The 22,869-nt window shown below is 65.8% G+C and carries 20 protein-coding genes; 7 read left to right on the top strand and 13 right to left on the bottom strand.

Annotated features, from left to right (window positions below; translation table 11 throughout):
• Positions 1–164 precede the first annotated feature (164 nt).
• Entirely contained in the window at positions 165–920 is a 756-nt protein-coding gene (locus ACESMN_RS04805; RefSeq protein WP_373052457.1) for a DUF2934 domain-containing protein, read from the bottom strand.
• Between the two features lie 117 nt (positions 921–1,037).
• A complete protein-coding gene (locus tag ACESMN_RS04800) occupies positions 1,038–2,048 on the bottom strand; it encodes a sodium:calcium antiporter (RefSeq protein WP_373052456.1) in 1,011 nt (336 codons plus the stop codon).
• 235 nt (positions 2,049–2,283) lie between these two features.
• Between ACESMN_RS04800 and ACESMN_RS04795 the strand changes: the two genes are divergently transcribed.
• Positions 2,284–5,259 carry a cation-translocating P-type ATPase gene (locus tag ACESMN_RS04795; protein ID WP_373052455.1) on the top strand — a complete coding sequence of 992 codons (2,976 nt, stop codon included), beginning with the start codon at positions 2,284–2,286 and terminating at the stop codon, positions 5,257–5,259.
• Positions 5,259–6,464 (top strand): methionine adenosyltransferase, encoded by a 1,206-nt coding sequence (gene metK / locus ACESMN_RS04790; RefSeq protein ID WP_373052454.1) that lies wholly within the window; start codon positions 5,259–5,261, stop codon positions 6,462–6,464. Before ACESMN_RS04795 ends, metK begins: the two co-directional genes overlap by 1 nt.
• Before the next feature lie 156 nt (positions 6,465–6,620).
• Here metK and ACESMN_RS04785 read toward each other — a convergent pair whose 3' ends face one another.
• Genes ACESMN_RS04785 through ACESMN_RS04775 form a run of 3 tightly spaced genes read right to left on the bottom strand, consistent with a single transcriptional unit; the run spans position 6,621 to position 7,726 of the window.
• The gene (locus ACESMN_RS04785; RefSeq protein ID WP_373052453.1) at positions 6,621–7,094 is read right to left on the bottom strand and encodes an HMA2 domain-containing protein; all 474 of its coding nucleotides are present in this window, start codon (positions 7,092–7,094) and stop codon (positions 6,621–6,623) included.
• Positions 7,091–7,408 (bottom strand): DUF5132 domain-containing protein, encoded by a 318-nt coding sequence (locus ACESMN_RS04780; protein WP_373052452.1) that lies wholly within the window; start codon positions 7,406–7,408, stop codon positions 7,091–7,093. The genes ACESMN_RS04785 and ACESMN_RS04780 overlap by 4 nt, the downstream gene beginning before the upstream one ends.
• Before the next feature lie 18 nt (positions 7,409–7,426).
• Positions 7,427–7,726 carry an HMA2 domain-containing protein gene (locus ACESMN_RS04775; RefSeq protein WP_373052451.1) on the bottom strand — a complete coding sequence of 100 codons (300 nt, stop codon included), beginning with the start codon at positions 7,724–7,726 and terminating at the stop codon, positions 7,427–7,429.
• A gap of 313 nt (positions 7,727–8,039) precedes the next feature.
• Between ACESMN_RS04775 and ACESMN_RS04770 the strand changes: the two genes are divergently transcribed.
• A complete protein-coding gene (locus tag ACESMN_RS04770) occupies positions 8,040–8,924 on the top strand; it encodes an EcsC family protein (protein WP_373052450.1) in 885 nt (294 codons plus the stop codon).
• A gap of 147 nt (positions 8,925–9,071) precedes the next feature.
• On the opposite strand, the gene ACESMN_RS04765 is transcribed toward ACESMN_RS04770, so the two are convergent.
• On the bottom strand, positions 9,072–9,521 hold the full coding sequence (locus ACESMN_RS04765) for a hypothetical protein (protein WP_373052449.1): 450 nt from the start codon (positions 9,519–9,521) through the stop codon (positions 9,072–9,074).
• Positions 9,522–9,825: 304 nt separating this feature from the next.
• Between ACESMN_RS04765 and ACESMN_RS04760 the strand changes: the two genes are divergently transcribed.
• The 3 genes from ACESMN_RS04760 to ACESMN_RS04750 all read left to right on the top strand — a co-directional run bounded on the left by ACESMN_RS04760 (position 9,826) and on the right by ACESMN_RS04750 (position 13,606).
• Complete coding sequence (locus tag ACESMN_RS04760) at positions 9,826–10,191, top strand: hypothetical protein (protein WP_373052448.1); 366 nt, start codon at positions 9,826–9,828, stop codon at positions 10,189–10,191.
• 511 nt (positions 10,192–10,702) lie between these two features.
• Complete coding sequence (locus ACESMN_RS04755) at positions 10,703–12,625, top strand: 5'-nucleotidase C-terminal domain-containing protein (protein WP_373052447.1); 1,923 nt, start codon at positions 10,703–10,705, stop codon at positions 12,623–12,625.
• 207 nt (positions 12,626–12,832) lie between these two features.
• Entirely contained in the window at positions 12,833–13,606 is a 774-nt protein-coding gene (locus ACESMN_RS04750; protein ID WP_373052446.1) for a hypothetical protein, read from the top strand.
• 233 nt (positions 13,607–13,839) lie between these two features.
• Here the strand turns inward: ACESMN_RS04750 and ACESMN_RS04745 are convergent, their stop codons facing one another.
• The 5 genes from ACESMN_RS04745 to ACESMN_RS04725 form a co-directional block, all read right to left on the bottom strand.
• Positions 13,840–14,694, bottom strand: coding sequence for a UDP-2,3-diacylglucosamine diphosphatase (locus ACESMN_RS04745; RefSeq protein WP_373052445.1), 855 nt, complete (start codon positions 14,692–14,694; stop codon positions 13,840–13,842).
• Positions 14,695–14,889: 195 nt separating this feature from the next.
• Positions 14,890–15,249, bottom strand: a complete 360-nt coding sequence (locus ACESMN_RS04740; protein WP_373052444.1) for a diacylglycerol kinase — start codon at positions 15,247–15,249, stop codon at positions 14,890–14,892.
• Between the two features lie 48 nt (positions 15,250–15,297).
• Positions 15,298–16,311: an ArsJ-associated glyceraldehyde-3-phosphate dehydrogenase gene (locus tag ACESMN_RS04735; RefSeq protein WP_373052443.1), complete on the bottom strand. Its 1,014-nt coding sequence runs from the start codon at positions 16,309–16,311 to the stop codon at positions 15,298–15,300.
• 223 nt (positions 16,312–16,534) lie between these two features.
• Complete coding sequence (locus tag ACESMN_RS04730; RefSeq protein ID WP_373052442.1) at positions 16,535–17,683, bottom strand: glycosyltransferase; 1,149 nt, start codon at positions 17,681–17,683, stop codon at positions 16,535–16,537.
• A 152-nt stretch (positions 17,684–17,835) separates the two neighbouring features.
• Complete coding sequence (locus ACESMN_RS04725; protein ID WP_373052441.1) at positions 17,836–18,609, bottom strand: GNAT family N-acetyltransferase; 774 nt, start codon at positions 18,607–18,609, stop codon at positions 17,836–17,838.
• A gap of 257 nt (positions 18,610–18,866) precedes the next feature.
• On the opposite strand from ACESMN_RS04725, the gene ACESMN_RS04720 reads away from it, so the two are divergent.
• Complete coding sequence (locus ACESMN_RS04720; RefSeq protein WP_373052440.1) at positions 18,867–20,774, top strand: pyruvate kinase; 1,908 nt, start codon at positions 18,867–18,869, stop codon at positions 20,772–20,774.
• A gap of 47 nt (positions 20,775–20,821) precedes the next feature.
• On the opposite strand, the gene ACESMN_RS04715 is transcribed toward ACESMN_RS04720, so the two are convergent.
• Both ACESMN_RS04715 and ACESMN_RS04710 read right to left on the bottom strand, forming a co-directional pair.
• Positions 20,822–21,385 carry a phosphatase PAP2 family protein gene (locus tag ACESMN_RS04715; protein ID WP_373052439.1) on the bottom strand — a complete coding sequence of 188 codons (564 nt, stop codon included), beginning with the start codon at positions 21,383–21,385 and terminating at the stop codon, positions 20,822–20,824.
• Complete coding sequence (locus tag ACESMN_RS04710; RefSeq protein ID WP_373052438.1) at positions 21,378–22,571, bottom strand: glycosyltransferase family 4 protein; 1,194 nt, start codon at positions 22,569–22,571, stop codon at positions 21,378–21,380. The genes ACESMN_RS04715 and ACESMN_RS04710 overlap by 8 nt, the downstream gene beginning before the upstream one ends.
• Positions 22,572–22,869 lie beyond the last annotated feature (298 nt).

The following is a 22,869-nucleotide window of genomic DNA, read 5'->3' as shown; positions in this document are numbered from 1 at the left end:
CGGCTCCCTCAATGAACGCCTTGATTCCTGCACCTCGCCTGGCTGCTGGGGGGGGCCGGGGTCAAAGCTTCCAGAGTCTCTGGAAGCGGATGTGGTAGCAGTGGCGGCACGGGCGGAGATCGCCGCTATCCGATATCCGACATCCCCTGCCGCGCCGGTCTGACTCAGGGTGTCGGTGGTGTCTTCGGAGAACGCGGCTTCCGGGCGCGGGTTCCCGCCGCCTTGGCCGGCGCTCCGGTCTGACCTTCCTTCTTCGCCCTTGGTGCAGCACGGCGGGTTCTGGTCCTGGCCGCTGGTTCCTCGGTGGTGGGGCCGGGTTCGCTGGCGCTTCCGGCTGCGGTGCTGTCCTTCGGGTCCTCGGGAGATGACTTGGACTTATCGTCGAGGCGCCGGGGGGCCTCTTCCGTGCGCTGCTCGCGGCCTGCCAGCCATTGCCGGACTAGGCCGTAGGTTGCCTCGGCGCCACTTTCTGCCGCGACTGCGCCCGACTCGATTGCATGGCGGCCGCGGGCGATCAGCCCTTCCTGCGCCGCCAATCGTTCATCGATCTCGCGCTCGGCTTCCACCCAGTCCTCTTCCGGGGAGCCGCCGACGAAACCGCGCTGTTCGGCCCGAAGGTAGGCCGCTTCGCGGATGAGGCGTTCCCGTTCTTCGGGGCTGGGGCGGCCATCAAACAGGCTCTGATGGACTGAATCCGTCAATCCCTTGATCTTGACTTGACCGGAGCGCACTTCGGCCAGAAAGCGGTTCACCAGGGGAAGGGCCTTGTCGCCCAGACGTTCCGCCGAGAACTCCGCCATGTCCCGGACGCCACGCCCGGCAGAGATGATCTGCTCAAGGCTGGCCTTCAGGAACGGCCGGACGCTCTCGTAGCTCACCGGTTGGTCCTTGTCCTGTTTCGACCCGCTGTCATCCTTCATGCCTTCATCCCTCACGTTTGATTCGATGGGTCTTTGGCCACTCATACCATAGGAATCTAGCACGCGATGGGTGAAGGTTTCGTGAAATCATGATCTGCAAGGCCCTGGCCGTCGGCTTCACCCGTGGAGGAACACGATGTATCCGTTCAGTCCCGCGATCCCCAGCAGTATGAGGCTCGGCCAGCCGATGGTGCGGAACAGCCGTTTCTGGGGGCGATAGAAGAGGGCGGCGATGACCACGCCGGTCATCATCAGCACTGCAAAGGCGGTGGCCGCGTGCGCGAGTGAGGCCGCGGCCAGCAGAGATCCGGGCAGATAGAAGAGGTCGTCGACGGCCAGCACCAGCAGATTGAACAGGTTGCTGCCGAGAAGGTTCCCGATGGCCATGTCCACCGCACCAATGCGCAGTGCCGAGATCGTCACCACGAGTTCCGGCACGGTCGTGACGAAGGCGATGAACAGCGTACCCACGAAGCCCTGGGACCAGCCCATCTGCCGCGCGATGCCTTCGCCGACAAACGGCAGCCACAACGCCGCGCCTACAACGACCATTGCGGCAACGAAATACCGCAGAAGGGCCGCGCGGAGCGTCATCCCCGGGTACTGGTCCGGTTCCGCCTCGGTGAATTCCTCGACATGTGTCGCCTCGTACCGATACACGGCCCGGATCGCGACTGCATAGCCGAGCAGCAACAACGGTGAGTAGAAGGCGATGTGCCCCAGGACCCACCCGGAAGCGACGTCGCCGGTCAGCAGGCCGAAGCCGGTCAGGCCAAGAAGCACCACGCCGAAGCCGGCCGCGAGGATGTGGCTGCGGCTCGCGCCGCGGTAGATGGATTCCCGCCGGTGCAGCAGGTCAAGCAGCGCAAGAACGGAGAGATTCAATACACAGGCGCCCAGGACGTTGCCTACCGCGATGTCCGGGAGGTTCGCGAGCGTGACGGCGCTGATGCCGCTGGCCAGTTCCGGCAGCGAGGTCACCGTCGCGATCAGCACCAGGCCGATCCAGGTACCGCCGATTCCGGTCTTGTCCGCGATCGCATCTCCGTAGCGGGTGAGTTGCACGCCCGCGATCCCGATCAGCGCGATGCAGGCAGCGAACTGCACCCAGACGGTCCATCCGCTCATCCGTCACCCCGCCTGCCTCGATGCCCGCAAAGAAAATCTCTCGGCTCCCGTTCCAAGGTGGCAAGCACAGCGACATTTGTGCCCATACTAATGAAGGCTCACAGATTTACGGGACGGTCGAGCCTGGCGATCCAGCTCCTCCATGGCGATGTTTGAGCATAGGGCAACGGATTCATCGGCGCTATCGCGGGCCCATCCGCTGAAGATCGGCTCAGCGGTGCCCGGACGTATACGCGTGGCAGTGGACGGTCTGCATCGCCGGCCTGATCGTTGCCGGCAACTGCGCGAGGCGTTGCGCGCCGACGACCGGGTGACGGAGGTCAGTGCCAATCCCCGCACCGGAACGGTGCTGCTGCGGTTCCCGCGCGACCAATCGATCGACTACATGCTCGACTGGATTGGCGCCTGCGCCGAGCGCTTGTTGCCTGCGCCGCGTAATGAAGCGCACGGCCGGAATCGGTGGGTGGCCGGCTCGGCTCAACATGCGGACACCCGTGCCGGCGGGACGCACGAGGTGCCGCCGTCGATTGCATGGCACGTTCACGAACCCCGGTCGGTGTTCCGGCACCTGCAGTCACGTCCCAGCGGCCTGAAACGCGAAGAGGCGCACGAACGCCGCACGCGCTACGGGCCGAACCGGCTGCCTGATCCGAAGGGTCACTCTGGCCTGGCAATGCTGGCCGGACAGGTCTTCAATCTACCGGTAGGGCTGCTGGGCCTCTCCGCGGCGGTGTCGGTCGCGACAGGGGGTGTCGTGGATGCCTTCGTGATCGGCGGTGTGGTGTTGACCAATACCACGATCGGCTTTTTCACCGAACGGCAGGCCGAGCGCGTGATCGCTTCGCTGGGCAGCTATGCGCCCGGGGACGCAACGGTGATTCGCGCCGCCCACTCGCAGCAGGTTGCGGTGGAGGACATCGTGCCCGGCGATGTCGTGCATCTGCGTCCCGGAAGTCACGTTCCGGTGGACCTGCGCCTGTTCAAGGCGCGGCATCTGAGCATCGACGAGTCGGCCCTGACCGGGGAGAGCGTGCCGGTTGCGAAACACGCCCGGGTCCTGGCGCGGGAGGATATCCCGCTTGCCGAGCGGCACAACATGGCCTACATGGGCACGCTGGTGACCGGCGGTGATGCCCGCGCCGTCGCCGTGGGTACCGGTCTGCAGACCGAACTGGGCCGCATCCAGTCGATGGTCACCGCGACCGAATCCCCCGAGACCCCCATGCAGCGGCAACTGGGAATGCTGGGAACTCAGCTGGCACTGCTCTCCGGAGCGGTCTGCGTCGGTGTGTTTGCAGTCGGTCTGCTGCGCGGACAAGCGCTGATCCCGATGCTGAAATCGGCCGTATCGCTGGCGGTGGCGGCGGTGCCCGAGGGTCTGCCCGCCGTGGCGACTACGACGCTGGCGCTGGGCATCAACAACATGCGCCGCCACCGTGTCGCGGTGCGTCACCTCGACGCGGTGGAGACCCTCGGTGCGTTGCAGGTGCTTTGTCTGGACAAGACCGGCACCCTCACAGAAAACCGGATGACCGCGGTCAGCGCCCATGTTGCAGGTCAGCGACTGAGCGTGGGGGGGTCGCCTCGGGAGGGCGAGGCGGCGGTGATCGATTTCACCGAGCAGCCGGACCTGCGACGCCTTCTCGAGATCGCCACCCTGTGCAGCGAAACGGAGGTGCAGGGCGAGGGAGAGGAGCCATGGCTCGAAGGTTCACCCACCGAGAGTGCGCTGGTGCGCCTCGCACTGAAGGCTGGAATCGATGTGCCGGGTCTCCACCGGCGGCACCCGCGCCTGTCCCTGCGGCACCGGGCGGAGGGGCGCCCCTACGTGTACAGCGTGCACCGGCGTGAACGCGGTTTCCTGATCGCGATCAAGGGGAGCCCGGCAGAGGTCGTCGCACGATGCAACCGGCTGCATGGAAGCGACGGCATCGCGACGGTCGACGATCACATGCGCCAGCGCCTGCTGCGCGAGAATGAATGGATGGCAGGCAACGCGCTGCGGGTGCTGGGGGTTGCCTACGCCGAAGTTCACGGCTCCGAGGAGCCACGGCCCGAGGATCTGGTCTGGGCTGGAATGATCGGCATGGTCGATCCGTTGCGTTCAGGAATGCCTGAACTGATGCGCCGTTATCACGAGGCCGGGATCGAGACCGTGATGATCACCGGGGATCAGGGCGCAACCGCCGCCGCGATCGGGCACGAGCTGGGCCTGAGCAACGGCAAGCCGCTCAACATTCTCGAGGCGTCCCGGCTGGAGAATATGGACCCGCGATTGCTGGCCGGCCTGGTCAAAAACACTCACGTCTTCGCGCGAGTCAGTCCCGCTCACAAGCTGCAGATCGTGCAGGCCCTGCAGGCAGGTGGCCGGGTCGTGGCGATGACCGGAGACGGCATCAATGATGGTCCGGCGCTGAAGGCCGCGGATGTCGGTGTCGCGATGGGCTGCTCTGGCACGGACGTGGCGAGGTCCATCGCCGATGTGGTGCTCGAGGACGACAACCTGCACACGATGGGTGAGGCGATCGCCCAGGGGCGCAGCATCTACGACAACATCCGCAAGACGATCCATTTCCTGCTCGCGACGAACTTCACCGAGATCGAGGTGATGCTGGCCGGGCTCGCGCTGGGAAAGGGAGCCCCGCTGAATCCGATGCAGCTTCTGTGGATCAACCTGATCAGCGACATCTTTCCCGGTCTCGCACTGTCGATGGAGCCGCCTGAGCGGGACGTGTTGAAGCGCTCGCCTCGGGCGCGCGACGAGAGCATCATCCGCCGGCAGGACCTGATTCAAATGGGGATCGAGTCCGGCGTCATAAGTGCCGGCACGATGGCCAGCTATGCCTACGCACTCGGCCGTTACGGGCAGGGGCCGCGCGCCAGCACCCAGGCGTTCACCACCCTGACGGTTGCGCAGCTGCTGCATGCGATCGTATGTCGCTCCCGGAGCCGGGGAGTGTTCAACCCGAGGTCGCGTCCGGGGAACCCGCGCCTCCAGGCCGCACTGGGCGTCTCGCTGGCGGCACAGCTTGCGGCCGGACTGATTCCGGGTATCCGCAAGCTCCTCGGTACCACGCCCCTTGGACCGGCGGATCTGGCGGTTGCCGCAGCCGGGGCGCTGCTACCCCTGGTGATCAACGAGGCTGCGAAGCTGCGCCGTGGGCGGAGGGCGGAGCCACTATCCGTCAACGACGAACCGGAGAACGGATGATGTCCAGAGCGTTTGTTTTTGCCTCCGAGTCGGTAACGCCGGGCCACCCGGACAAGCTTTGCGATCAGATCAGCGACGCGATCGTCGACCGGATGCTGGAGGAGGACCCCCTCTCGCGTGTGATCGCCGAATGCGCGATCGCCTCCAGCATTCTGTTCCTGTCGGTCCGGCATGCGAGCCAGGCCCGGTTCGATGCCGGTGATCTGGCACGCTCGGTGATCGCGGATCTCGGCTACACCAGCGCTGCGGGCTTCAACGCCCGCGACTGCACGATCATGACCAGCATTCAGGAGCTGTCGGGCCCCGCCTACCAGCGACTGGACGTCGATCAACTGGCCGACGATTCCGCTCTGGACTCCGTGCTCGCTTCGCACAACGTGACTGCATTCGGGTACGCCTGCGGCCAGACGCCGCAGCGCATGCCGGCTCCGGTCGCAACCGCGCACCGCCTGGCCCGGGGTCTCGACGGGCTTCGCAGCGAACCGGATTTCGACTTCCTGATGCCGGACGGCAAGGCCCAGGTCGCCGTGACCTTCGAACAGCGGGTACCGACCCGCCTTCACAGCGTAACCCTGGTCGCAAGCCAGCGGTCGGAGGGAAGGCCCGATAGCCGGACGCTGGAGGCGATGCTCAGCGAGCGCCTGATTCGCCCGGTCCTCGCCAGCGGTGGCCTGGGGCTCGATCACGAAACCCGGATCTTCATCAATCCCGAGGGGCCGGTCGTTGGCGGGGGGCCCGCGCTCCACTCCGGCCTGACCGGGCGCAAGACGGCGATCGACGCGTATGGAGAGTACGCGCGCCACAGCGGCGCGGCTTTCTCGGGAAAGGACCCGTTGCGCATCGACCGGGTGGCGCCCTACGCGGCCCGCCACCTGGCCCGCAACGTGGTTGCGGCGGGACTCGCGTCGGAGTGTGAGGTGCAGCTGACCTACAGCATCGGTCTGCCGGGACCGGTGAGCGTTCAGGTGCACACCTACGGTACTGCGCTTATCCCCGAGGAGACGATCCGCGAGCGGCTGGAGGCGGCTGCCGACCTCCGGCTGGCGGCGATCCTGCGCCGTTTCGGACTGCAGCACATCGTGAAACAAAACGGAGGGTGCCTCTTTCGGAGACTCGCAGTGTACGGACAGGTCGGCCGGGACGATCTGGACCTCCCGTGGGAGCGCGAAGACCTCGTGGAAGTCCTGCGAAGAGCGGTCTCCTAGTGGGCCATGCGGAAAGTTCGGTGACTATGGAGCACAGCCAGAAGGGCCGGAGCAAGGAGGGCAAGGGCAGGAATAGTGGGCCTATTTCAAACTGGCCCAACGCAGCGCCGGCGCTTCTGGCGAAGCGATCTGGTACCGAACTTTCCGCATGGCCCACTAGTCGCCGTGTGCGCGTGTTCGCTTCACGCGTGTCAGGTCGAGCGCGTACCAGATCAGCGAGGTCGCGGGCGCCATCACCTGGCCCCGGGCGATCTGCGCAAGCGCCAGGCCCACCAGCACCAGAAAGATCACCGAGGATAGGGAGCTGCCACCCTTGGTCTCCCTGGCGATCACTTCATCGAGCTTGCCGAGCCCGCTCGCGGCACGGCTGAAGGCGCTGGGCGGCGCATACTGCTCTTCGGTGAGGTTGACCACCGAAGCCACGCGATCGAGCACGGCCTGCTGGGTGTCCCGCCGATGCAGGATCAGGACTCCACCTGTGTCCGGGTTCGCCCGTACCGCCTCGATGTCCTCGAGCGGGCTGATCCGCGCCACCATATCGTGGAAGAACGGGATCTCACCGCGCATCCCGGGAACCCGCAGGCGCAGCCGTCCGGGTGCCTGGTGGACCAGGTAGGCCGTGTCGTTCATGCCGATGTGCCGGTGTCCGGCGGGGTCTCTGGAGTGGCCGACGGCTCCGTGGCCGCCTCCGTTGGCGGCGTGTCCGGGGCCGCACGCTCGGACTCGATCTCGGCCTCGGCCTCGGCCAGCAAGTCTTCCGCCAGTTCGCCGAACTCGGCCGCCGTCTCCATTCCCTTTTCGTAGGCCAGCAGGCCCGCCTTCACCGCGGCCCGGGCCGCCGGGCGGGCGAATCCGCTGAAGGCCGCCAGCAGCAGCGGCGCGGTGAAGGCCAGGCCGACGCCAATCATGACCCCCTTCGCGGTATCACCTTTCAACACAGCCATTGCAACTACCTCCCGTCGTTATGCCTTGCCGCCGCGAGCCCAGCTCTCAATGCTGCTGAAATCGCGGTTCGGAAAATTCCGTCGGAGTGCGGCCAGCAGCGCGGTCACGGAGTCGGGTGCCCCGATGCGCTTCCGGTCGTAACGCAGTGTGACCGTGCCGGAATCGGCATCGACTTTGATCTGCTTGACGCCGTCGATTGGCGCGATATCCGATTTCAGGCTTTCGGCCAATCCCGGCTTGCCGATCAGGTCGTCGATCCGCAATGTGACGCGACCGGGCAGGATCCATTTTACCTTCACGCCTTCAAGTTGGAACATCGCCGAACCTCGTGACTCTTGTCACGTTCCTGTCACTTCGTGCCGTCCATAATTCCACCAGCACCCCTTTAAGCATAGGCGTTATCCGGCGCTTTCTGCGCATCCCGAACCGCGATGAGAATACCGGGCGAGTTCCACCCAGCGAAGGCTGTTCGCACGTGTCCCTCGGCGCCGATTTGCCGATGGAAATCGGGTTGCGCGACGAGATTCCGACTTGCCCGCTGGTGCCTGTGCTACTCTGGAGGCACAGATCTGAGGCCTCCGGGGAACGTGCAAATGGCATCGCGTCAGTTCCTCCGCCAGGACCTTCATCATGACTGAGTCCGTTCATATTCCCGCGCCCCGACAACTCGTTCCCGGCATCAGCGAAAAAGACTACCTGGCACTGCTCTGGGCCCACCAGGAACTCGAACACCCCAGTCTCGCGGCCCGTCTGACCAGCGTGATCGGCACCCCGGTGGAAGTGGGGTTCAAGCTGCTGCCCGTGTCCTGGTACCACCAGGTACAGCGCGGCGTCGACAGGGGGTTGCGCAGAGCGCTGAATGCGGCGATCACGACCCTGCATCCCGAGCGCGACCGGCATGGCCATGTGACCCGACACCGTATGCTGGCGGCAACCACCGGAGCGGCGGGAGGCTTCTTCGGTCTGCCCGGCCTGCTGCTGGAGTTGCCGGTCACCACGACGGTGATGCTTCGCGCGATCGCTTCGGTGGCGCGATCGGAGGGCGAGGACCTGTCCAGCATGGAGACTCGGCTCGCGTGCATCCAGGTCTTTGCGCTCGGCGCGCGCACCGAAGACGACGACGCGGCCGACACCGGGTACTACGGCATACGCCTGGCCCTCAGTCTGTCCGTGTCGAGCGCACTGCACCACGTTACCGCTCATGGGCTGCGGGCTGAGGGTGCCCCGGTGCTCGCGCGTCTTCTGGGTCTGATTGCCAGCCGGTTCGGGATTGCGGTGTCGAACAAGGCGGCGGCGCAGGTCATTCCGGTGATCGGGGCTGCGGGCGGGGCGGCGATCAACCTGGTCTTCATGCAGCACTTCACCGACGCCGCGCGGGCCCACTTTCTCATTCGTCGCCTCGAGCGGCACTACGGGGAAGCGGCGATCGAGGCCGCCTATCAGCGGCTGGATCAGGATCGGCCAGGATTCGCCCCGGATGCCAACAGAGGCACCTCCGGGAATACACGCGGATGAACACCCTCTGCGGAAGGGGCAGCGTTTGGAGACGCTGCTCGGATCTCCACTGCCAGCGGTATTGCAAACGAAGGTATTTAGAGGCTGCGCAACGACCGTTACGCAGCCTCAGCCGCTGATAAGCCGCCGGCTACGGCGGCGCCCGCGTCAGAGTCCATCGGCAGGCTTCGAGTGAGCTGCGTGCTCGTGCGTCTCGAAGGCTTGCCGGGCCGCCACCGCGCCGTCACGGATTCCCTGGCCAACCGTGTTGTTGCCTGGGACAAAACGGCTCACCACCAGCGTGCCAAACACCACACCATAGGTCCCGAAGTAGAAGCCGTTGTAAACGCCCTTCTGCGCCATGGCGCCGATTGCAGGAAGGACTTCGGCAGCTGCCCTGCGCGCGTCGCTGGCGCCGTCACGGATGGCTGCAGGCAAGCCAGAGACGGCTTCCGCGCTCGCTTCGACAGCGTCTCCAACGGCGTCGGCAGCACCCTCAAGCACTGTGCTGGAGTCCTTGAGCTCCTCTTCGGTCTCGACCGCCTTGGTGGCGGCTTCCGCGCTGTTTTCGCCGATCTTTCTGGGCATGATCACATACTCCACGGCGACCTCGTCCAACCACTCGCACCACACCCTCTTGTCGCCATAGAGGCGGGCACACCTCTTTTATACTCCAACCCGATGGCCACACGCTACCGTCAAAAAAATCTATAACAATATCAAAGCAAAATTGCATTTTCGTGAAGTCGAGCCTCCCGCGCGCACGGATGCCTTCGCCAGTCACGGAACATTCATCATGCTGAAACCCGGTGAGAGGAGACTTTCTGGAACCCGGCAGGCTTGGCGGAGTTGTACGCGAAAATCCGCAAAGTGTGCCGGGACCGCCGCCCACCCTTGGACCCGCCTCGCGGGAGGGGGAAACATGACCGTCAGTGACGAGGACTGTATCCGGGTACGCACAGAGGTCTGGCTGAGGATCGGTGAGAACCCCCCGATCAAGGTGCAGACGCGCAAGCTCTGTCGTGACGGCGTGTTTCTGGAATACACAGGGCCCTTGGCCGGGCGATCTGTGGGGGTGCTCTTTCCCGATGGCGCGGAACCGGCCCTCGCGGAGAACAGCCACATTTCGGGCACCGTGACCTGGCGCTGGCCGGATGGTGTCTGGATCGGTTTCGACCACAGCCTCCGCTCGGTTTCCGAGTTGCTGATGCGAAACAGTCTGGCAAAGCCGTCGGCAAGGGATGACATCCGCTCTGTTGGCCTCGGGGTGTCTCCCGACCACCTCTGACTGCGCCTCGTCCTGGCCGCGGGTGCTGGCGACCGTGTGTTCGCGGGCGTCCGACCCGAGAATCGGTTCATGGGCGCTGAATACCGTGACGGCCGGCGTCGTTGCCATGTCATTTATTCGTCCGGGGAGCTTCACGATTCCAACACGGCGGTGTCATGCGGGGACGCTAGCCTTGACGGCGATTGCTTTCCGGAATGGGTGCGATGCGACGTATTCCGCGCAGGGAGTTCCTTCATGTCTCGGCCATGAGCCTGGACACGGTGGCCGTATCGAAGGCGCGCAGCGGGTGCTTGTCTTCGAGTGACGCTGCTCCCGTCGTTCGCTTCGAGCAAGGGGTCGTAAGCGGTGACCCGCTGCAGGACTGTTCTGGAAACCCTTTTACACCCCCAGGAGAAAAATGATGCATCGTAGGGCTCTTCACGCCGCTATTGCTACGGCTCTCGCAGTAGGTCTGCTCGCAGGCTGCGATAGCAGTTCCACAGGCACGACCGATGAACCGTTTCAACTCCAGTTGCTGCACTTCGCAGACGTGGACGGCGGCGGCACTGCCGCAATGTTCAACGTCGACGAGTTTTCGGCCCTGGTGGATCATTTCCGCTCCGAGGCCCCCGATCGCACGCTCCTGCTGAGCTCCGGCGACAACTACATTCCCGGACCGATCTTCGAGGCCAGCGATGATGACCGCATGGCTGCGGTGATTGGTGAGCCGGGGCAGGGCCGCGGCGAGATCGCGATCCAGAATCGGATGGGCGTGCAGGTGACGTCCGTCGGCAACCATGACCTGGATACCGGACCGTCGGGCTTTGCCGGCATCATCCAACCTGATGGAGATTACCCCGGCGCCCTCTGGCCCTTCATCTCGGTGAACATCGACTTCACGGCCGCCTCGGATACCGCGCCGTTGCTGCAGGCGCCGCGCCAGGAGGCCAGCAGTCTGCCGCCCGGTTCCCTTGCGCGAAGCGTCGTGATCACGGTGGACGGCGAGCCCATCGGTGTCGTCGGTGCGGTGACCCCGACACTGCCGTCCATCACCTCGGTGGGGGACCTGACCCTGGCACCCAGCCCATTCCAGGAGGATGCAGCGGGCTTCGATGCGCTTGCCGAAGTGATTCAGGAAGAAGTGGATGCGCTTACGGCGGAAGGCATCAACAAGATCATCCTCGCCGCGCATATGCAGCGGATCAACGTGGAAAGTGAACTGGCTCCGCGCCTGAGCGACGTGGACATCATCGTTGCCGGGGGATCCAACACCCTCCTGGCCGACAGCAATGACCTTCTCCGTGACGGAGACAGCGCCGCAGGTGACTACCCGGAGGTCTTTGAGAGTGCGGCCGGTGAGCCGGTTCTTCTGGTCAATACGGCGGGCGACTACAACTACCTGGGCCGCCTCGTGGTCGAGTTTGATCCGGACGGGGTCATCCTGACCGATGCGCTGGATCCTGCGGAGAACGGTGCCTGGGCCGCCATCCCGGCGGTCGTGGAGCAACTCAAGGCCGAGCCGATCCCGGAGGTCGTGGAGGTTGCCGAAGTGATCCGGGAGATCCTTGGTGAGCTCGACGGCGACGCGTTTGGCACCACCTCGGTCTTCCTCGAGGGTCGCCGCTCCGAGGTGCGCAGTCGCGAGACCAATCTGGGCAACCTGACCGCGGATGCGAATCTGTGGTACGCGCGACTCCTGGATACCGACAACCCGCCGTTGGTCTCGGTAAAGAATGGTGGTGGCATTCGGGCGCCGATCGGCATCGTCAGCGTGCCGCCGGGGGAAGAGGACGAGGTGGTGCTTCTGCCCCCGGCTGCGAATGACTTCGGCAAGCCCGAGGGCGGCATCTCGCAACTCGACATCCAGACCTCTTTGGCCTTCAACAACGGCCTTGCCCTTGTGGACATGACCGCGGGGGAGTTGCGCGATCTGCTGGAGGAGCTGGTCAAGGGTAACTTCGGGCATACCGCTGGTCTGCGTGTCGAGTTCGACCGCGACTTCGACGAACGAACCGATGGTGACACCAATCAGGGCCTTGGCACCGATGGGGAGCAGGTTCGGGAAATGGAGGTCTGCCTTGCCGACTGGAACGCCGGGGCCTGCGGCGGCGGATGGGAGACCGTCGTCACGGGTGGCGTGACACAGGCGACCGGGAACAGTTACCGCGTCGTCGCGCTCGACTTCCTGTCGGCCTGTGCGGCGCCTGAGGGCAGTGAGTTCGCGACGGAGAACTGCGGCAGCGGCTGGCCGTTCAATGGGCTGGTGGACGCCGATTTCGCCTCGCTTCTTGAGGCACGGTTTGACGAAAACGACCCCGGCCTGGCGGATTTCTCGCCGACCGGAGGCGAACAGGATGCCCTCGCTGAATACCTGCAGGCGTTTCATCCGGACGACGCCACTGCCTACGACGTGCCGCCGGACGTCAACGAACGGCTGATACCCGTCGGCGACTGAACAGGCGTTGCACAGTGAAGGAACCCCGCAGGTCACGCGTACCTGCGGGGTCTTTTATCCGCAAGCCACCCTGTGGATGTCGCGGGCCGGTTCCTACCGCCAATCCGTCATTGAGTCACCAACCTGTCACGAAGTCCCGTTACCTTTCGGAACTGGCGCGCGAGCCGCCACTTTGCCCATCCAACTCTAGACTGGAGAATCTGAACCATGAATCGCATTTCATTCGCGCTGATCGCCATGCTGGTTGGCGGCGCTGTGCTCAGCGGTTGCCAGAGCGCAATGAAGGAAACGTCGGGTTCCGCTCAGCCCACAGCGGCGGCGGCGGGGCCGTATGACAAGCCCGGATTCGAAGTCGAGGTGGACGATGGTCGCCTCTGGGTGCTGAAGCCCGGGGAGGAAAAGAGCGGCAAGCACGTGACCCTTATCGGCGCCGGCCCTCACGGCATGACCGTGCGGGCGCTCGAGCGCGACACCGCGTTCGAGTACATCGCGGCCAAGCCCGGTTTCGACGTGGAGGTGGAGGAAGGCCGGCTCTGGGTGCTGAAGCCGGGACAGGAAAAGAGTGGTAAGCACGTGACGCTAATCGGCGCCGGTCCTCAGGGGATGACCCTGCGCGCGCTCGATCAGGGCACTGCGCTCGAGTATCTGGCTGCGAAGTCCGGGTTTGACGTGGAACTGGAGGATGGTCGCGTCTGGGTCCTGAAACCCGGGCAGGAGAAGAGTGGCAAGCATGTGACGCTGATTGGGGCGGGTCCGCAGAACAGGACGCTGCGTGCCCTGGACATGGATACCGCGCTGGAATATCTGGCGGCAAAGCCGGGGTTCGATGTGCAGGCTGAGGACGGCCGTCTCTGGGTATTGAAGCCTGGACAGCAGAAGAGCGGCAAGCACGTCGCGAAGATCGGCGCGGGTCCGCGGAATGCGACGCTGCGCGGCGTCGATACCGAGACGCTCGAGACCTATCTCGCCTACCGGCCATGAGGTAAGTGACTGGCCCGGGCACGCGCTCGGGCCAGTCCGGTCTCTTTCATCAGCGCTGGACGATTGCCTTCACGCTCGGGATCGCGATCTTGCGGGATCGGGTGCCGCCTTATCGCAAAGGTCCGGGGGTTGGCGAACGCGATGCTGACCATGGCGCCATGGATCCACCGTTGTTCGCGCGCGAACGGGGCGGTCCGAAGTCCTTCGTAAGAACCACAGTCCCTGGCATGGGGTCAGCGTAACGTGGTCGTTGTGGCCGCCGCGGCATACAACCAGGCAAGTTCAGGTGGCAGACGTCCCGTGTCACGTCCGGCGCCCGTTCGACCACTATCGCTGGCATCCAGCCGCGCGTGGTCGGACCAGTGCACCAGGTGCAGATAGCCGCCATGGTCCTCGATCAGGGCGGTGCAGTGCTCCACCCAGTCTCCGGTGTTGCAATAGAGGATGCCGTGCCGCGGGCTGATCGCGGCCTTGTGGATATGGCCGCCGATATACCCGTCGTAGCCGCCCTCGCGGGCCGCGCGGGTGGCGGCCGCCTCGAAGCGGCCGATGTAGTCGCGCACCCGCCCCACCCGGGTCTTCGCCCAGGTGGACAGAGACCAGTAGGGCCGCTGCATCCGCCTTCGAAGCCGGTCGACCCAGTAGCTGATCTGCAGCAGGAACTGATAGCTGAGGTCTCCGATGTGGTGCTGGAATCGACTGTGACGGACTTCATCGTCGAATTCATCGCCATGGCTCACGAGAAAGCGCCGCCCGTCCGCGGTCTCGTGTTCCATATTCCGAAGGATGCGAACGCCCCGGATCTCCGAGCCGATCAGGCGGCGCATGTGTTCATCGTGGTTGCCGGGTATGTAGATGACCTCGGTACCGTTCTCGGCAAGGGCGAACACATGCTCGAGGATCGCGGACTGCTCCCGGGTCCACACCACGCGGCGGCGCATCGCCCACAGGTCGAAGACATCGCCGACCAGTACGAGCCGGTCGCAGTCGAGGCGCTTCAGGAAATCGAGCAGGTAGGCGGCACGGCAGTCGCGGGTACCCAGGTGGACGTCGGATACGAAGGCGGTTCGGCAGTCGAAGGAAGACATGGCTTGACTCCGGCATTCAACATGCGGCCAGCCTGCTCTTCATCCGTTACGTATCCATGGCATCGGGTTGAAGGTTTTCTGACGATTTTTTCTAAGAAAGGCGTTCCAAGACACTGATAAAAAGTGGATTGATGGCAGTCTAGGACAGATTTATAAATCTGTCCCCGTTCCCGCCCGCCGTTCCCGCCGTTTCTCCTACAGCAACACCAGCAGCCAGATTGCCCCGGCGTTGATGAACGAGAGCAGCACCGCGGCGGAGCCCATGTCCTTCGCGCGCGCGGACAGCTTGTGCAGTTCGTCACCGAAGCGATCGATGGCCGCCTCGATCCCGGAGTTCAGCAGTTCCACGATCAGGATCAGGAACAGGCTGCCGATCAGCAGCGCGCGTTCGACGCCGACATCGGTGAGCCACAAGGCCGCGGGAATCAGCACCAGGCACAGCAGCAGTTCTTGCCGGAAGGCCTCCTCGTGCCGGAAGGTCGAACGCAGCCCACTCCAGGAATAGCCGAAGGCCTTGATGATGCGGGTGAGTCCGCGGTGATTGCTGTATGCCATCGTTGAGTCCGAAGCTGCGGGGTCAGGGACGATATTCGGTGCTGGGTGCTACATCGAGGCCGCCACCTGCTCGACCAGCTCCACCAGGCGGTTCGCATAGCCCCATTCGTTGTCGTACCAGGCGAGCACCTTCACCTGCGTGCCGTCGATCACCAGCGTCGATGGGGCGTCGACGATCGCCGAGCGCGGATCGGTCCGGTAATCGGCGGAGACCAGCGGGCGCTCCTCGTAACCCAGGATACCCGCCAGCGGTCCGGCCGCCGCCGCGGCCTTCAGCCGCCCGTTGACCTCGTCGGTGGTGGTCTCGCGGGCCGCCTCGAAGGTGAAATCGGTCAAGGATGCATTCATCAGCGGGACCCGGACCGCGTGGCCGTTCAGACGTCCGTTCAGCTCCGGAAAGATGTCGCCGATGGCCCGTGCGGAGCCGGTGGTGGTGGGAATCAGCGAGACACCGGCGGCTCGGGCGCGCCGCAGGTCGGCGTGTGGCCGGTCGACGGGCGACTGCGTGGCGGTCATGTCGTGGACCGTGAGGATCGAACCGTGGCGGATCCCGATGCCCGCGTGCAGCACGCTCACGATCGGGGCGAGGCAATTGGTGGTGCAGGAGGCGGCGGTGATCACCCGGTGACGGCGGGGTTCGTAGAGGTGATGATTCACGCCGACCACCACGTTCAGCGCGCCCGGGTCCTTGACCGGCGCGGCGACCACGACCTTGCGGACCCCCGCGTCGAAGTAGGGCGCCAGCGTCTCCAGGTTGCGGAAACGTCCGCTGGATTCGATCACCAGGTCGATGCCGTGCTCGCGCCAGGGTACGGCACCCGGCGCGTCGTGACTGACGTGCGCGATCCATTCTCCATCGATGCCGACTCGGTCTGACTCGCCGGACACCGCACGCGGCCAGCGTCCGTGCACTGAATCGAATTCCAGCAGATGCGCGGAAACGGTGCCGTCACCACCCTTCTCGTTGATCAACCCGAACTCGAGGTCTGCGCGGCCCCAGGCGGCCCGCAGTGCGAGACGCCCGATTCGCCCGAAACCGTTGATGCCCACGCGGATCGACATTATCGCCTCCTGTTCTCTCGATGAATGGGTGTTTTTCCCTGCGCAGGGGGGCAGCTCGCGGCCGGCCCAGGCAAGCCGCACGGGTCGGCCGCTGATGATGCCCCCGGCGCGTGATCGGCGAGAGGGCCCGTCTCCCGGAACGGGGACTCCGACGACCGTTGCGCAGTCTCACAGCAACCCATGACAGGGGCGTTACAGCCCGCGCCCGGAACGGCCGGCGACGCTACAGCAGGCTGCGGTAAAGATCGAGCATGCGCTCTGCGAGCAGGGGCGCCGACCAGCTCTTCACGTAGTCGCGTGCGTCATCCGCCATGGTTCGGCGGAACCCAGGATCCTGCAACAGCTGCAGGACCTTTGCCGAGAAGTCCTCCGGATCCTCCCGGGCAACCAGTGCGCCACGTCCCGGCGCCAGGATGTCCCGGGTGCCCATCTCGGCCAGCGCCACCACGGGGACGCCCAGCGCCATGGCCTCCAGGAGGACCAGGCCCTGCGTCTCCGTCCGCGAGGCGAAGACGAAGACGTCGCCCGCGCTGTAACAGTCGAGCAGCTCGCGCTCCCGGTTCAGGTAGCCGAGGAACAGCACGTTGGACTCCAGCCCGAGCTGCCGGGACAGTCCTTCGAGGTGCCTTCGCGCCGGCCCCTCCCCGACGATCATCAACAGCACCTCCGGGACCGCGACCCGCACCCGCTGCAGCACCCGCAACAGGAAATCGACGTTCTTCTCGTGGGCCACACGCCCGACATGGACCAGCACGGGGCGATCCGCCGCGATGCCCTGTGCGTGCCGGAAACGCGCGCCGTCCCCGCCGCGGAAGCGGTGCATGTCGAGGCCGGTGGGAATGACCCGGAGGGGCTTTTGCACGCCGTAGGCGAGCAGGGTGTCCCGCACGGGCGAGGAGGGCACCACCACCGCATCCACCTGATTGCACTGGCTTCGGGTGAAGCGTCGTGCCGCAGCGCGCAACCAGCGCGCCGGCAGCCAGGGCAGGTAGTGGTAGAGGTATTCCTCGAAATGCGTGTGATAGGTCTCCACCAGCGGTATGCCCAGCCCTCTGGCGATACGGATGCCGCTGTAATGGGCGACGAACGGGGTCTGGATGTGGACCAGATCGTAATTCCGGGACCTGAGCGTGGGCAGCATCCGCCGGATCGTCCGGCCCGACATCATCCGGTCCTCCGGATCGAAGAAGAGGTAACGCGAGGGTATGCGCTCGATCGCAGCCTCGCGCCCGGGCGGGCGGTGCGGGTACTCGGGTGCCAGCAGGTCGATCTCGTGACCGATGTCCGCGAGGTCACGGGCGAATGTCTGGATCGAGGTCGAGACGCCGTTGATCCTCGGAAAGTAGACATCCGAGAGCATCAGGATACGCATGGGCCTCCGTTGCGACGGCTGGCTCGCGGCCGGCTGTCAGACTCGCTGGCTTGGAAGGACAGCTCGGATGATACGCGGGAACGCTCCGGCGAAGGTCTTCGGTGCCCCGGACGCGACCGGGGCGAAGGGGTCGGTTGCATCGAGGGATGGGACTACGGTACCAGCATGGGTTCCCGCAGGAAATGACGGCGATATCGATCCGGCACGTCCCTGACATCCAGGAGAATGAAGACGTCGGCCACCCCGAAGTCCGGATCCCAGCAGGCCTCGCCGCAGATGCGCGCACCGAGCCGCAGGTACGCCTTCAGCAGGGGGGGCAGGGATGCCGGCGAAGCGGATGCCCTGGGCAGGGCCGGCACCGCGAAGCGCGGACGGACGCGATACTCCGGCAGCGACGGGTGGTTCGCGTAGAGCTGGTGCAGGAGTGCGTGCGCCGCCTTGTCACCCGGCACGAAGGGAATGCTCGCGCAACCGATCAGGAAGTCGAAGCGTCCCCGGGTCATCACTCTTGCCAGGCCCGTCCAGAGCGCGTTGATGGCCCAGCCGGTCCTGTAGTCGGCGCGCACGCAGGTGCGTCCGACCTCCATCACACGACCGGGAAGATCCACCAGCGCACCGAGGTCGAACTCGCCCTGGGAGTAGAAACCGCCCGCGGCTGGTGCATCCTCCGAAACCAGGATGCGGGTACTGGCGACCACTTCGGCGGTATCAACCTCGCGTACGAGCAGGTGGCGGCAGAATGCGTCATAGTCATCCGCGTCGATGCCTTGGTCGGCGGTCGGGAGACGGGCGCCCATCTCCTCGGCAAAGACCCGGTAGCGCAGCCGCTGAGAGGCCAGCACATCCGCCGGGGTGGAGGCCAGTTCCGTTACCAGGGCCTGGCGGGGAGCCGGTGCCCAGGGTCCGTATTCAGCGGGTTGCGGCATCAACATGCTCTCCGTTTACGGGTCCGCATAGCTTGCGGGCCTGGAGTGACAGCTCCTTGAAAATTCCTTGACAGCACCGTGAATGTTGAGGTCCCATCCCGGTTCTGCCAGGGTCTCCGCCAGGTGAATGCCACCGGGATCTGCTCCGAACCCCGTGATCCCTGTCCCACGGACAGGGATCACGGGGTTCGATGCTGCAGGACGTGGTCATCAAACGGTCATCTTTGTGTCATCCAGTCATGCTAAACACCGCGGCCATGATCGAATCTGAGCTTGCCGTCGCGGCCGCGGAATACCGTGCCCTGCTTTCCGAGATGCTTGCGTTGCGCGGGGAGGTCCTCGAAGACGCGGCCCAGCGTCTGCGCTGGTACGCCTGGGCCGACGCCGATGGGACGTATGCGGTCAGCGCCCGCAACCTGGCCGACTACCTGGCGCTGCGCTGCCGCGACCTGCGGCCATTGCAACTTCGGCTGGCGCGGCAGGGCCTGTCCTCGCTCGGCCGTGTCGAGGCCCACGTGCTCGCCAGCATCGACCAGGTGATCGGTGTCCTCGCTGTGCTATGCGATCAACCGGTCCCGCCACTGGAGCCCGCGGCAACTCCCGGCTTCGATGCCGGTAACGACCTGTTGACGCTCAATACGAGAAATGTCTTCGGACCGCCGCAGCCGCGGCGTACGGCTCGGATCATGGTCACGATGCCGTCCGAGGCGGCGTCGAACGAGGCCCTTGTCCGGGCCCTGCTCGAGTCGGGAATGGACTGTGCACGCATCAACTGCGCCCACGATGACCTGCCGGTCTGGCGGCACATGATCGAAAACATCCGCCGCGCGGAGGCGAGCGTGGGCCGGGGTTGCCGGATCCTGATGGATCTCGCCGGCCACAAGCTCCGCACCGGGCCGCTGGAGGATGCGCCGGCCTCCACCCGCCTGCGACCGCGACGGAGCGCGGCTGCAGGGGGGCGGGAACCGTTGACGGTGGCCCTGGTGACGGCTGCCGCGCACCATGCATTGCCGGATGGGCTGGCGGACGTCTGTCTGGTCGCCGAGGAATGGGTCCTCGCGGCGATGAAGGCGGGCGACCGCCTGCAGTTCACGGACCTGCGCGGTCGGAACCGGCGCCTGGTGGCGGAACGGGATCTCGAGGGCCTGGGCTGGCTGGTTCACTGCAGCAGGACCAGTGTGATTGGCCCGGCTACGGCGATGCGGCTGATGCGTCGGCAGAACGGTCGCTGGACGCGGGTGGCAGACGATTCCGTACACCTGAGCGGACATCGCAGGCTTCCGGTGAAGATCCGTCTGCATCTCGGGGATGCGCTGCAGCTGACGGGACCCGAGCTCCCCGGGCGTCCCCCCCTGCGGGACGCGGAGGGGAATGAGCGCGAACCGGCGCGCATCGGCATCACGGCGCCGCGGGTTCTGTCGCGGCTGCATCCGGGGCAGGCGGTCTGGATCGACGACGGGCGGCTTGGCGCGGTCGTGGAGTCAACGGGACCGGATTTCGTCGCGCTGCGGGTCACACATGCCCCGCCGGACGGTTTTCGCCTGCGCGCCGACAAGGGGATCAACCTTCCGGGTGCCGAGCTCGGTCTCGGGCCGTTGAGCCGAAAGGATCTGGCCGATCTCGACTTCGTCGTGCGCCATGCCGACCTGGTCGGGTTCTCCTTCGTCGAGAGTGCAGGGGACATGCGCGTGCTGATGGAAGAGCTCAAGCGTCGCGGTGCCGGGGCGCTGGCGATCGTGGCCAAGATCGAGACCGGTCGCGCGCTGCGCAATCTTCCCGAGATCATGCTGAGCACCATCGGGCGCTACCCGCTGGCGATCATGATCGCGCGCGGCGATCTCGCGGTCGAGGTGGGCGGCGAGCGGCTCGCGGAGATCCAGGAGGAGATCCTCTGGCTGGCCGAGGGTGGTCACGTGCCGGTGATCTGGGCCACGCAGGTGCTGGAGACGATGGCCAAGACCGGGGCCGTCTCGCGTCCGGAGTTGAGCGATGCCGCCATGTCGGTGCGGGCCGAGTGCGTGATGCTGAACAAGGGTCCGTTCATTGTCTCCGCATTGCGTACGCTGGATCGCATTCTGCATCGCATGCAGGATCATCAGCAGAAGAAGATGCCGCAGCTGCGGGCACTGAATCTCGCGGTGGCGCAGGATCCGCCGCTGGTCTGAGCCCGGGCCGGTCCGCCGTCAGGAAGACGGCGCCGGTCGCGGGCCGGTCAGGCCAGCAACAGGGAGGCAGCCGCGATCGAGCTGCCCGCCACCAGCGCACCGATCATTGCGCCGGCCAGCACGTCGCTCGGGTAGTGAAGCCCGAGCACCGGCCGCGAGGCCGCGACCAGCACGCTGAAGGGGACCACCACCCAGAACCACTCGGGCAGGTGGCTCAGCAGCACCAGCGAGAAGGCCACCGCATGCAGCGTGTGGCCCGAGGGAAAGCTGTATTCGTCCAGGGGCGGCACGCGGCGGATGATTGCATCGCTGACCATGAACGGCCGCGGACGGCTGGTGCGCGCCTTCAGCCACTTGTAGATCAGCAGGGCTGCCAGGCCGGTCAGCGCCATGTGCAGGCTGATGGTTATTGCCCCGGCACCGTGAAGGAACGGCAGCAGCGCGATCAGCGTGTACCAGAAGATGCCGTCGCCCAGCCGGCTGAACAGGGCGAAGAGGCGCCCGACGTGCTCGCGTCGGTTGGCCCGGTTCAGCAGGCTGCAAAGGAAGAGGTCCAGCGCCTGGATTCGCGCGAACCCGGGTGAGGAGGAGGTAAGCATCGGTTCAGCCATCGGGGGCCTCCACGCATTGCTCCAGGAAGAACTCGTAACGCTCGCAGATCCGTTCCCAGTCGATTGCGAGCGCGGTCTCGCGCGCGGCGTTGCCGAGGCGCTTCGTCTGCAGGCGGTCCAGCGCAAGTTCGGCGACCACGTCCGCGAAGGCTGCCGCATCCGTACACGGAACCGAGCGCCCGTTCCGGCCGTCGGCGATATGCTCCCGTGCCGCCGCGTAGTCAAAGGCGACGACAGCCAGTCCGCTGGCCATTGCCTCCAGGGTCACGTTGCCGAAGGTCTCGCTCAGGCTCGGAAACACGAAGATGTCGGCGGAGGCATAGTGTTCGGCCAGGGTCTCGCCGGTCTGCATCCCGACGAAGTGCACATCGGGGTGAGCCTTGGCGAATGAGGCCCTCGCGGGGCCGTCCCCGACGACCACCATGCGGGCTCCGGCTGCGCGTGCGCGGGCCTGCTCGAAGGCCTTCAGCGCCAGCGGCAGGTTCTTCTCCGGCGCGATGCGGCTGACCATCAGGAGGACCGGGTCGTCCGGCTTCGCACCCCAGTGTGCCCGCAGCGTCTCCTGCCGCTGGCGGGGGCTGAACCGCTCGGTGTCGATGCCGCGCGCCAGCACATCCAGGCCGCGGAAGCCCGCCCGTTCGAGATCGTCTGCGAGCATCCGGGTGGGAACCAGTGTCAGGCGGGTCCGGTTGTGCAGGCTGCGCAGGTAGCGCAGCGCGATCGGTCGCAACAGCCCCATGCCGTAGTGCGTGGTGTACTGGTGAAAATTCGTGTGGAAGTCGCTGATCACCGGGATTCCGGCCGCGTTCGCGGCACGGATGGCCGACCAGCCCAGCGGGCCTTCGGTGATCACGTGCACGATGTCGGGAGGTTCCCGTTGCCACAGCCGCTTCAGGGCGCGGGTGGAGGGAACCCCCATGCGCAGCTCGCGGTAGCGCGGCACGGGCACGCCCGGCATCACCCGCGTGGTTACACCGGGGAGCGTGATGCCCCGATCACCGCCGCGCTGTCGCACGCGGATCAGCGAGACCTCGTGCCGGCGGCTCAGCCAGTCGACCAGCTGGTGGATGGTCATCGCCACCCCGTTGACCTCCGGTGGCCAGGTCTCGGTGACGACCGTAACCCGCCGACGGCGAGGTGCCGTCTGCCCGGAAGCGGCGACGTCCGTTTGTCGCAGGTGCAGCATGGAACCGTTCATGCGTGCACTGTGCGCTCTGCGCTTGTCAACCGTGTGACGTCGGGGTGATGAATCGGTTACAGCCAAGGTCCCCGAGACGGCTCGCCTCCCACGGGGGCGTGTAGGAGCGGCTTCCAGCCGCGATGCGGCGTTGCCGTGGGTGCCTGGGGCCATCGCGGCCAGAGGCCGCTCCCACCAGGGCCGGGCTTGTAGGAGCGGCTTCCAGCCGCGATGCGGCGTTACTCTGGGTGCCTGGGGCCATCGCGGCCAGAGGCCGCTCCCACCAGGGCCGGGCCTGTAGGAGCGG

Source organism: Thioalkalivibrio sp. (genome assembly GCF_041690275.1).
Lineage (GTDB): Bacteria > Pseudomonadota > Gammaproteobacteria > Ectothiorhodospirales > Ectothiorhodospiraceae > Thioalkalivibrio.
This window is presented reverse-complemented; position numbering and strand designations above follow the sequence as displayed.

Bases quoted from the DNA above. Each gene is read 5' to 3' on its own strand.
- ACESMN_RS04800 (WP_373052456.1), bottom strand. From the start codon at position 2,048: ATGAGCGGATGGACCGTCTGGGTGCAGTTCGCTGCCTGCATCGCGCTG.
- ACESMN_RS04750 (WP_373052446.1), top strand. From the start codon at position 12,833: ATGAATCGCATTTCATTCGCGCTGATCGCCATGCTGGTTGGCGGCGCT.
- ACESMN_RS04725 (WP_373052441.1), bottom strand. From the start codon at position 18,609: ATGCCGCAACCCGCTGAATACGGACCCTGGGCACCGGCTCCCCGCCAG.
- ACESMN_RS04710 (WP_373052438.1), bottom strand. From the start codon at position 22,571: ATGCTGCACCTGCGACAAACGGACGTCGCCGCTTCCGGGCAGACGGCA.
- ACESMN_RS04785 (WP_373052453.1), bottom strand. From the start codon at position 7,094: ATGAACGACACGGCCTACCTGGTCCACCAGGCACCCGGACGGCTGCGC.
- ACESMN_RS04760 (WP_373052448.1), top strand. From the start codon at position 9,826: ATGACCGTCAGTGACGAGGACTGTATCCGGGTACGCACAGAGGTCTGG.
- ACESMN_RS04780 (WP_373052452.1), bottom strand. From the start codon at position 7,408: ATGGCTGTGTTGAAAGGTGATACCGCGAAGGGGGTCATGATTGGCGTC.
- ACESMN_RS04720 (WP_373052440.1), top strand. From the start codon at position 18,867: ATGATCGAATCTGAGCTTGCCGTCGCGGCCGCGGAATACCGTGCCCTG.
- ACESMN_RS04735 (WP_373052443.1), bottom strand. From the start codon at position 16,311: ATGTCGATCCGCGTGGGCATCAACGGTTTCGGGCGAATCGGGCGTCTC.
- ACESMN_RS04740 (WP_373052444.1), bottom strand. From the start codon at position 15,249: ATGGCATACAGCAATCACCGCGGACTCACCCGCATCATCAAGGCCTTC.
- ACESMN_RS04775 (WP_373052451.1), bottom strand. From the start codon at position 7,726: ATGTTCCAACTTGAAGGCGTGAAGGTAAAATGGATCCTGCCCGGTCGC.
- ACESMN_RS04730 (WP_373052442.1), bottom strand. From the start codon at position 17,683: ATGCGTATCCTGATGCTCTCGGATGTCTACTTTCCGAGGATCAACGGC.
- metK (WP_373052454.1), top strand. From the start codon at position 5,259: ATGTCCAGAGCGTTTGTTTTTGCCTCCGAGTCGGTAACGCCGGGCCAC.
- ACESMN_RS04770 (WP_373052450.1), top strand. From the start codon at position 8,040: ATGACTGAGTCCGTTCATATTCCCGCGCCCCGACAACTCGTTCCCGGC.
- ACESMN_RS04745 (WP_373052445.1), bottom strand. From the start codon at position 14,694: ATGTCTTCCTTCGACTGCCGAACCGCCTTCGTATCCGACGTCCACCTG.
- ACESMN_RS04805 (WP_373052457.1), bottom strand. From the start codon at position 920: ATGAAGGATGACAGCGGGTCGAAACAGGACAAGGACCAACCGGTGAGC.
- ACESMN_RS04715 (WP_373052439.1), bottom strand. From the start codon at position 21,385: ATGGCTGAACCGATGCTTACCTCCTCCTCACCCGGGTTCGCGCGAATC.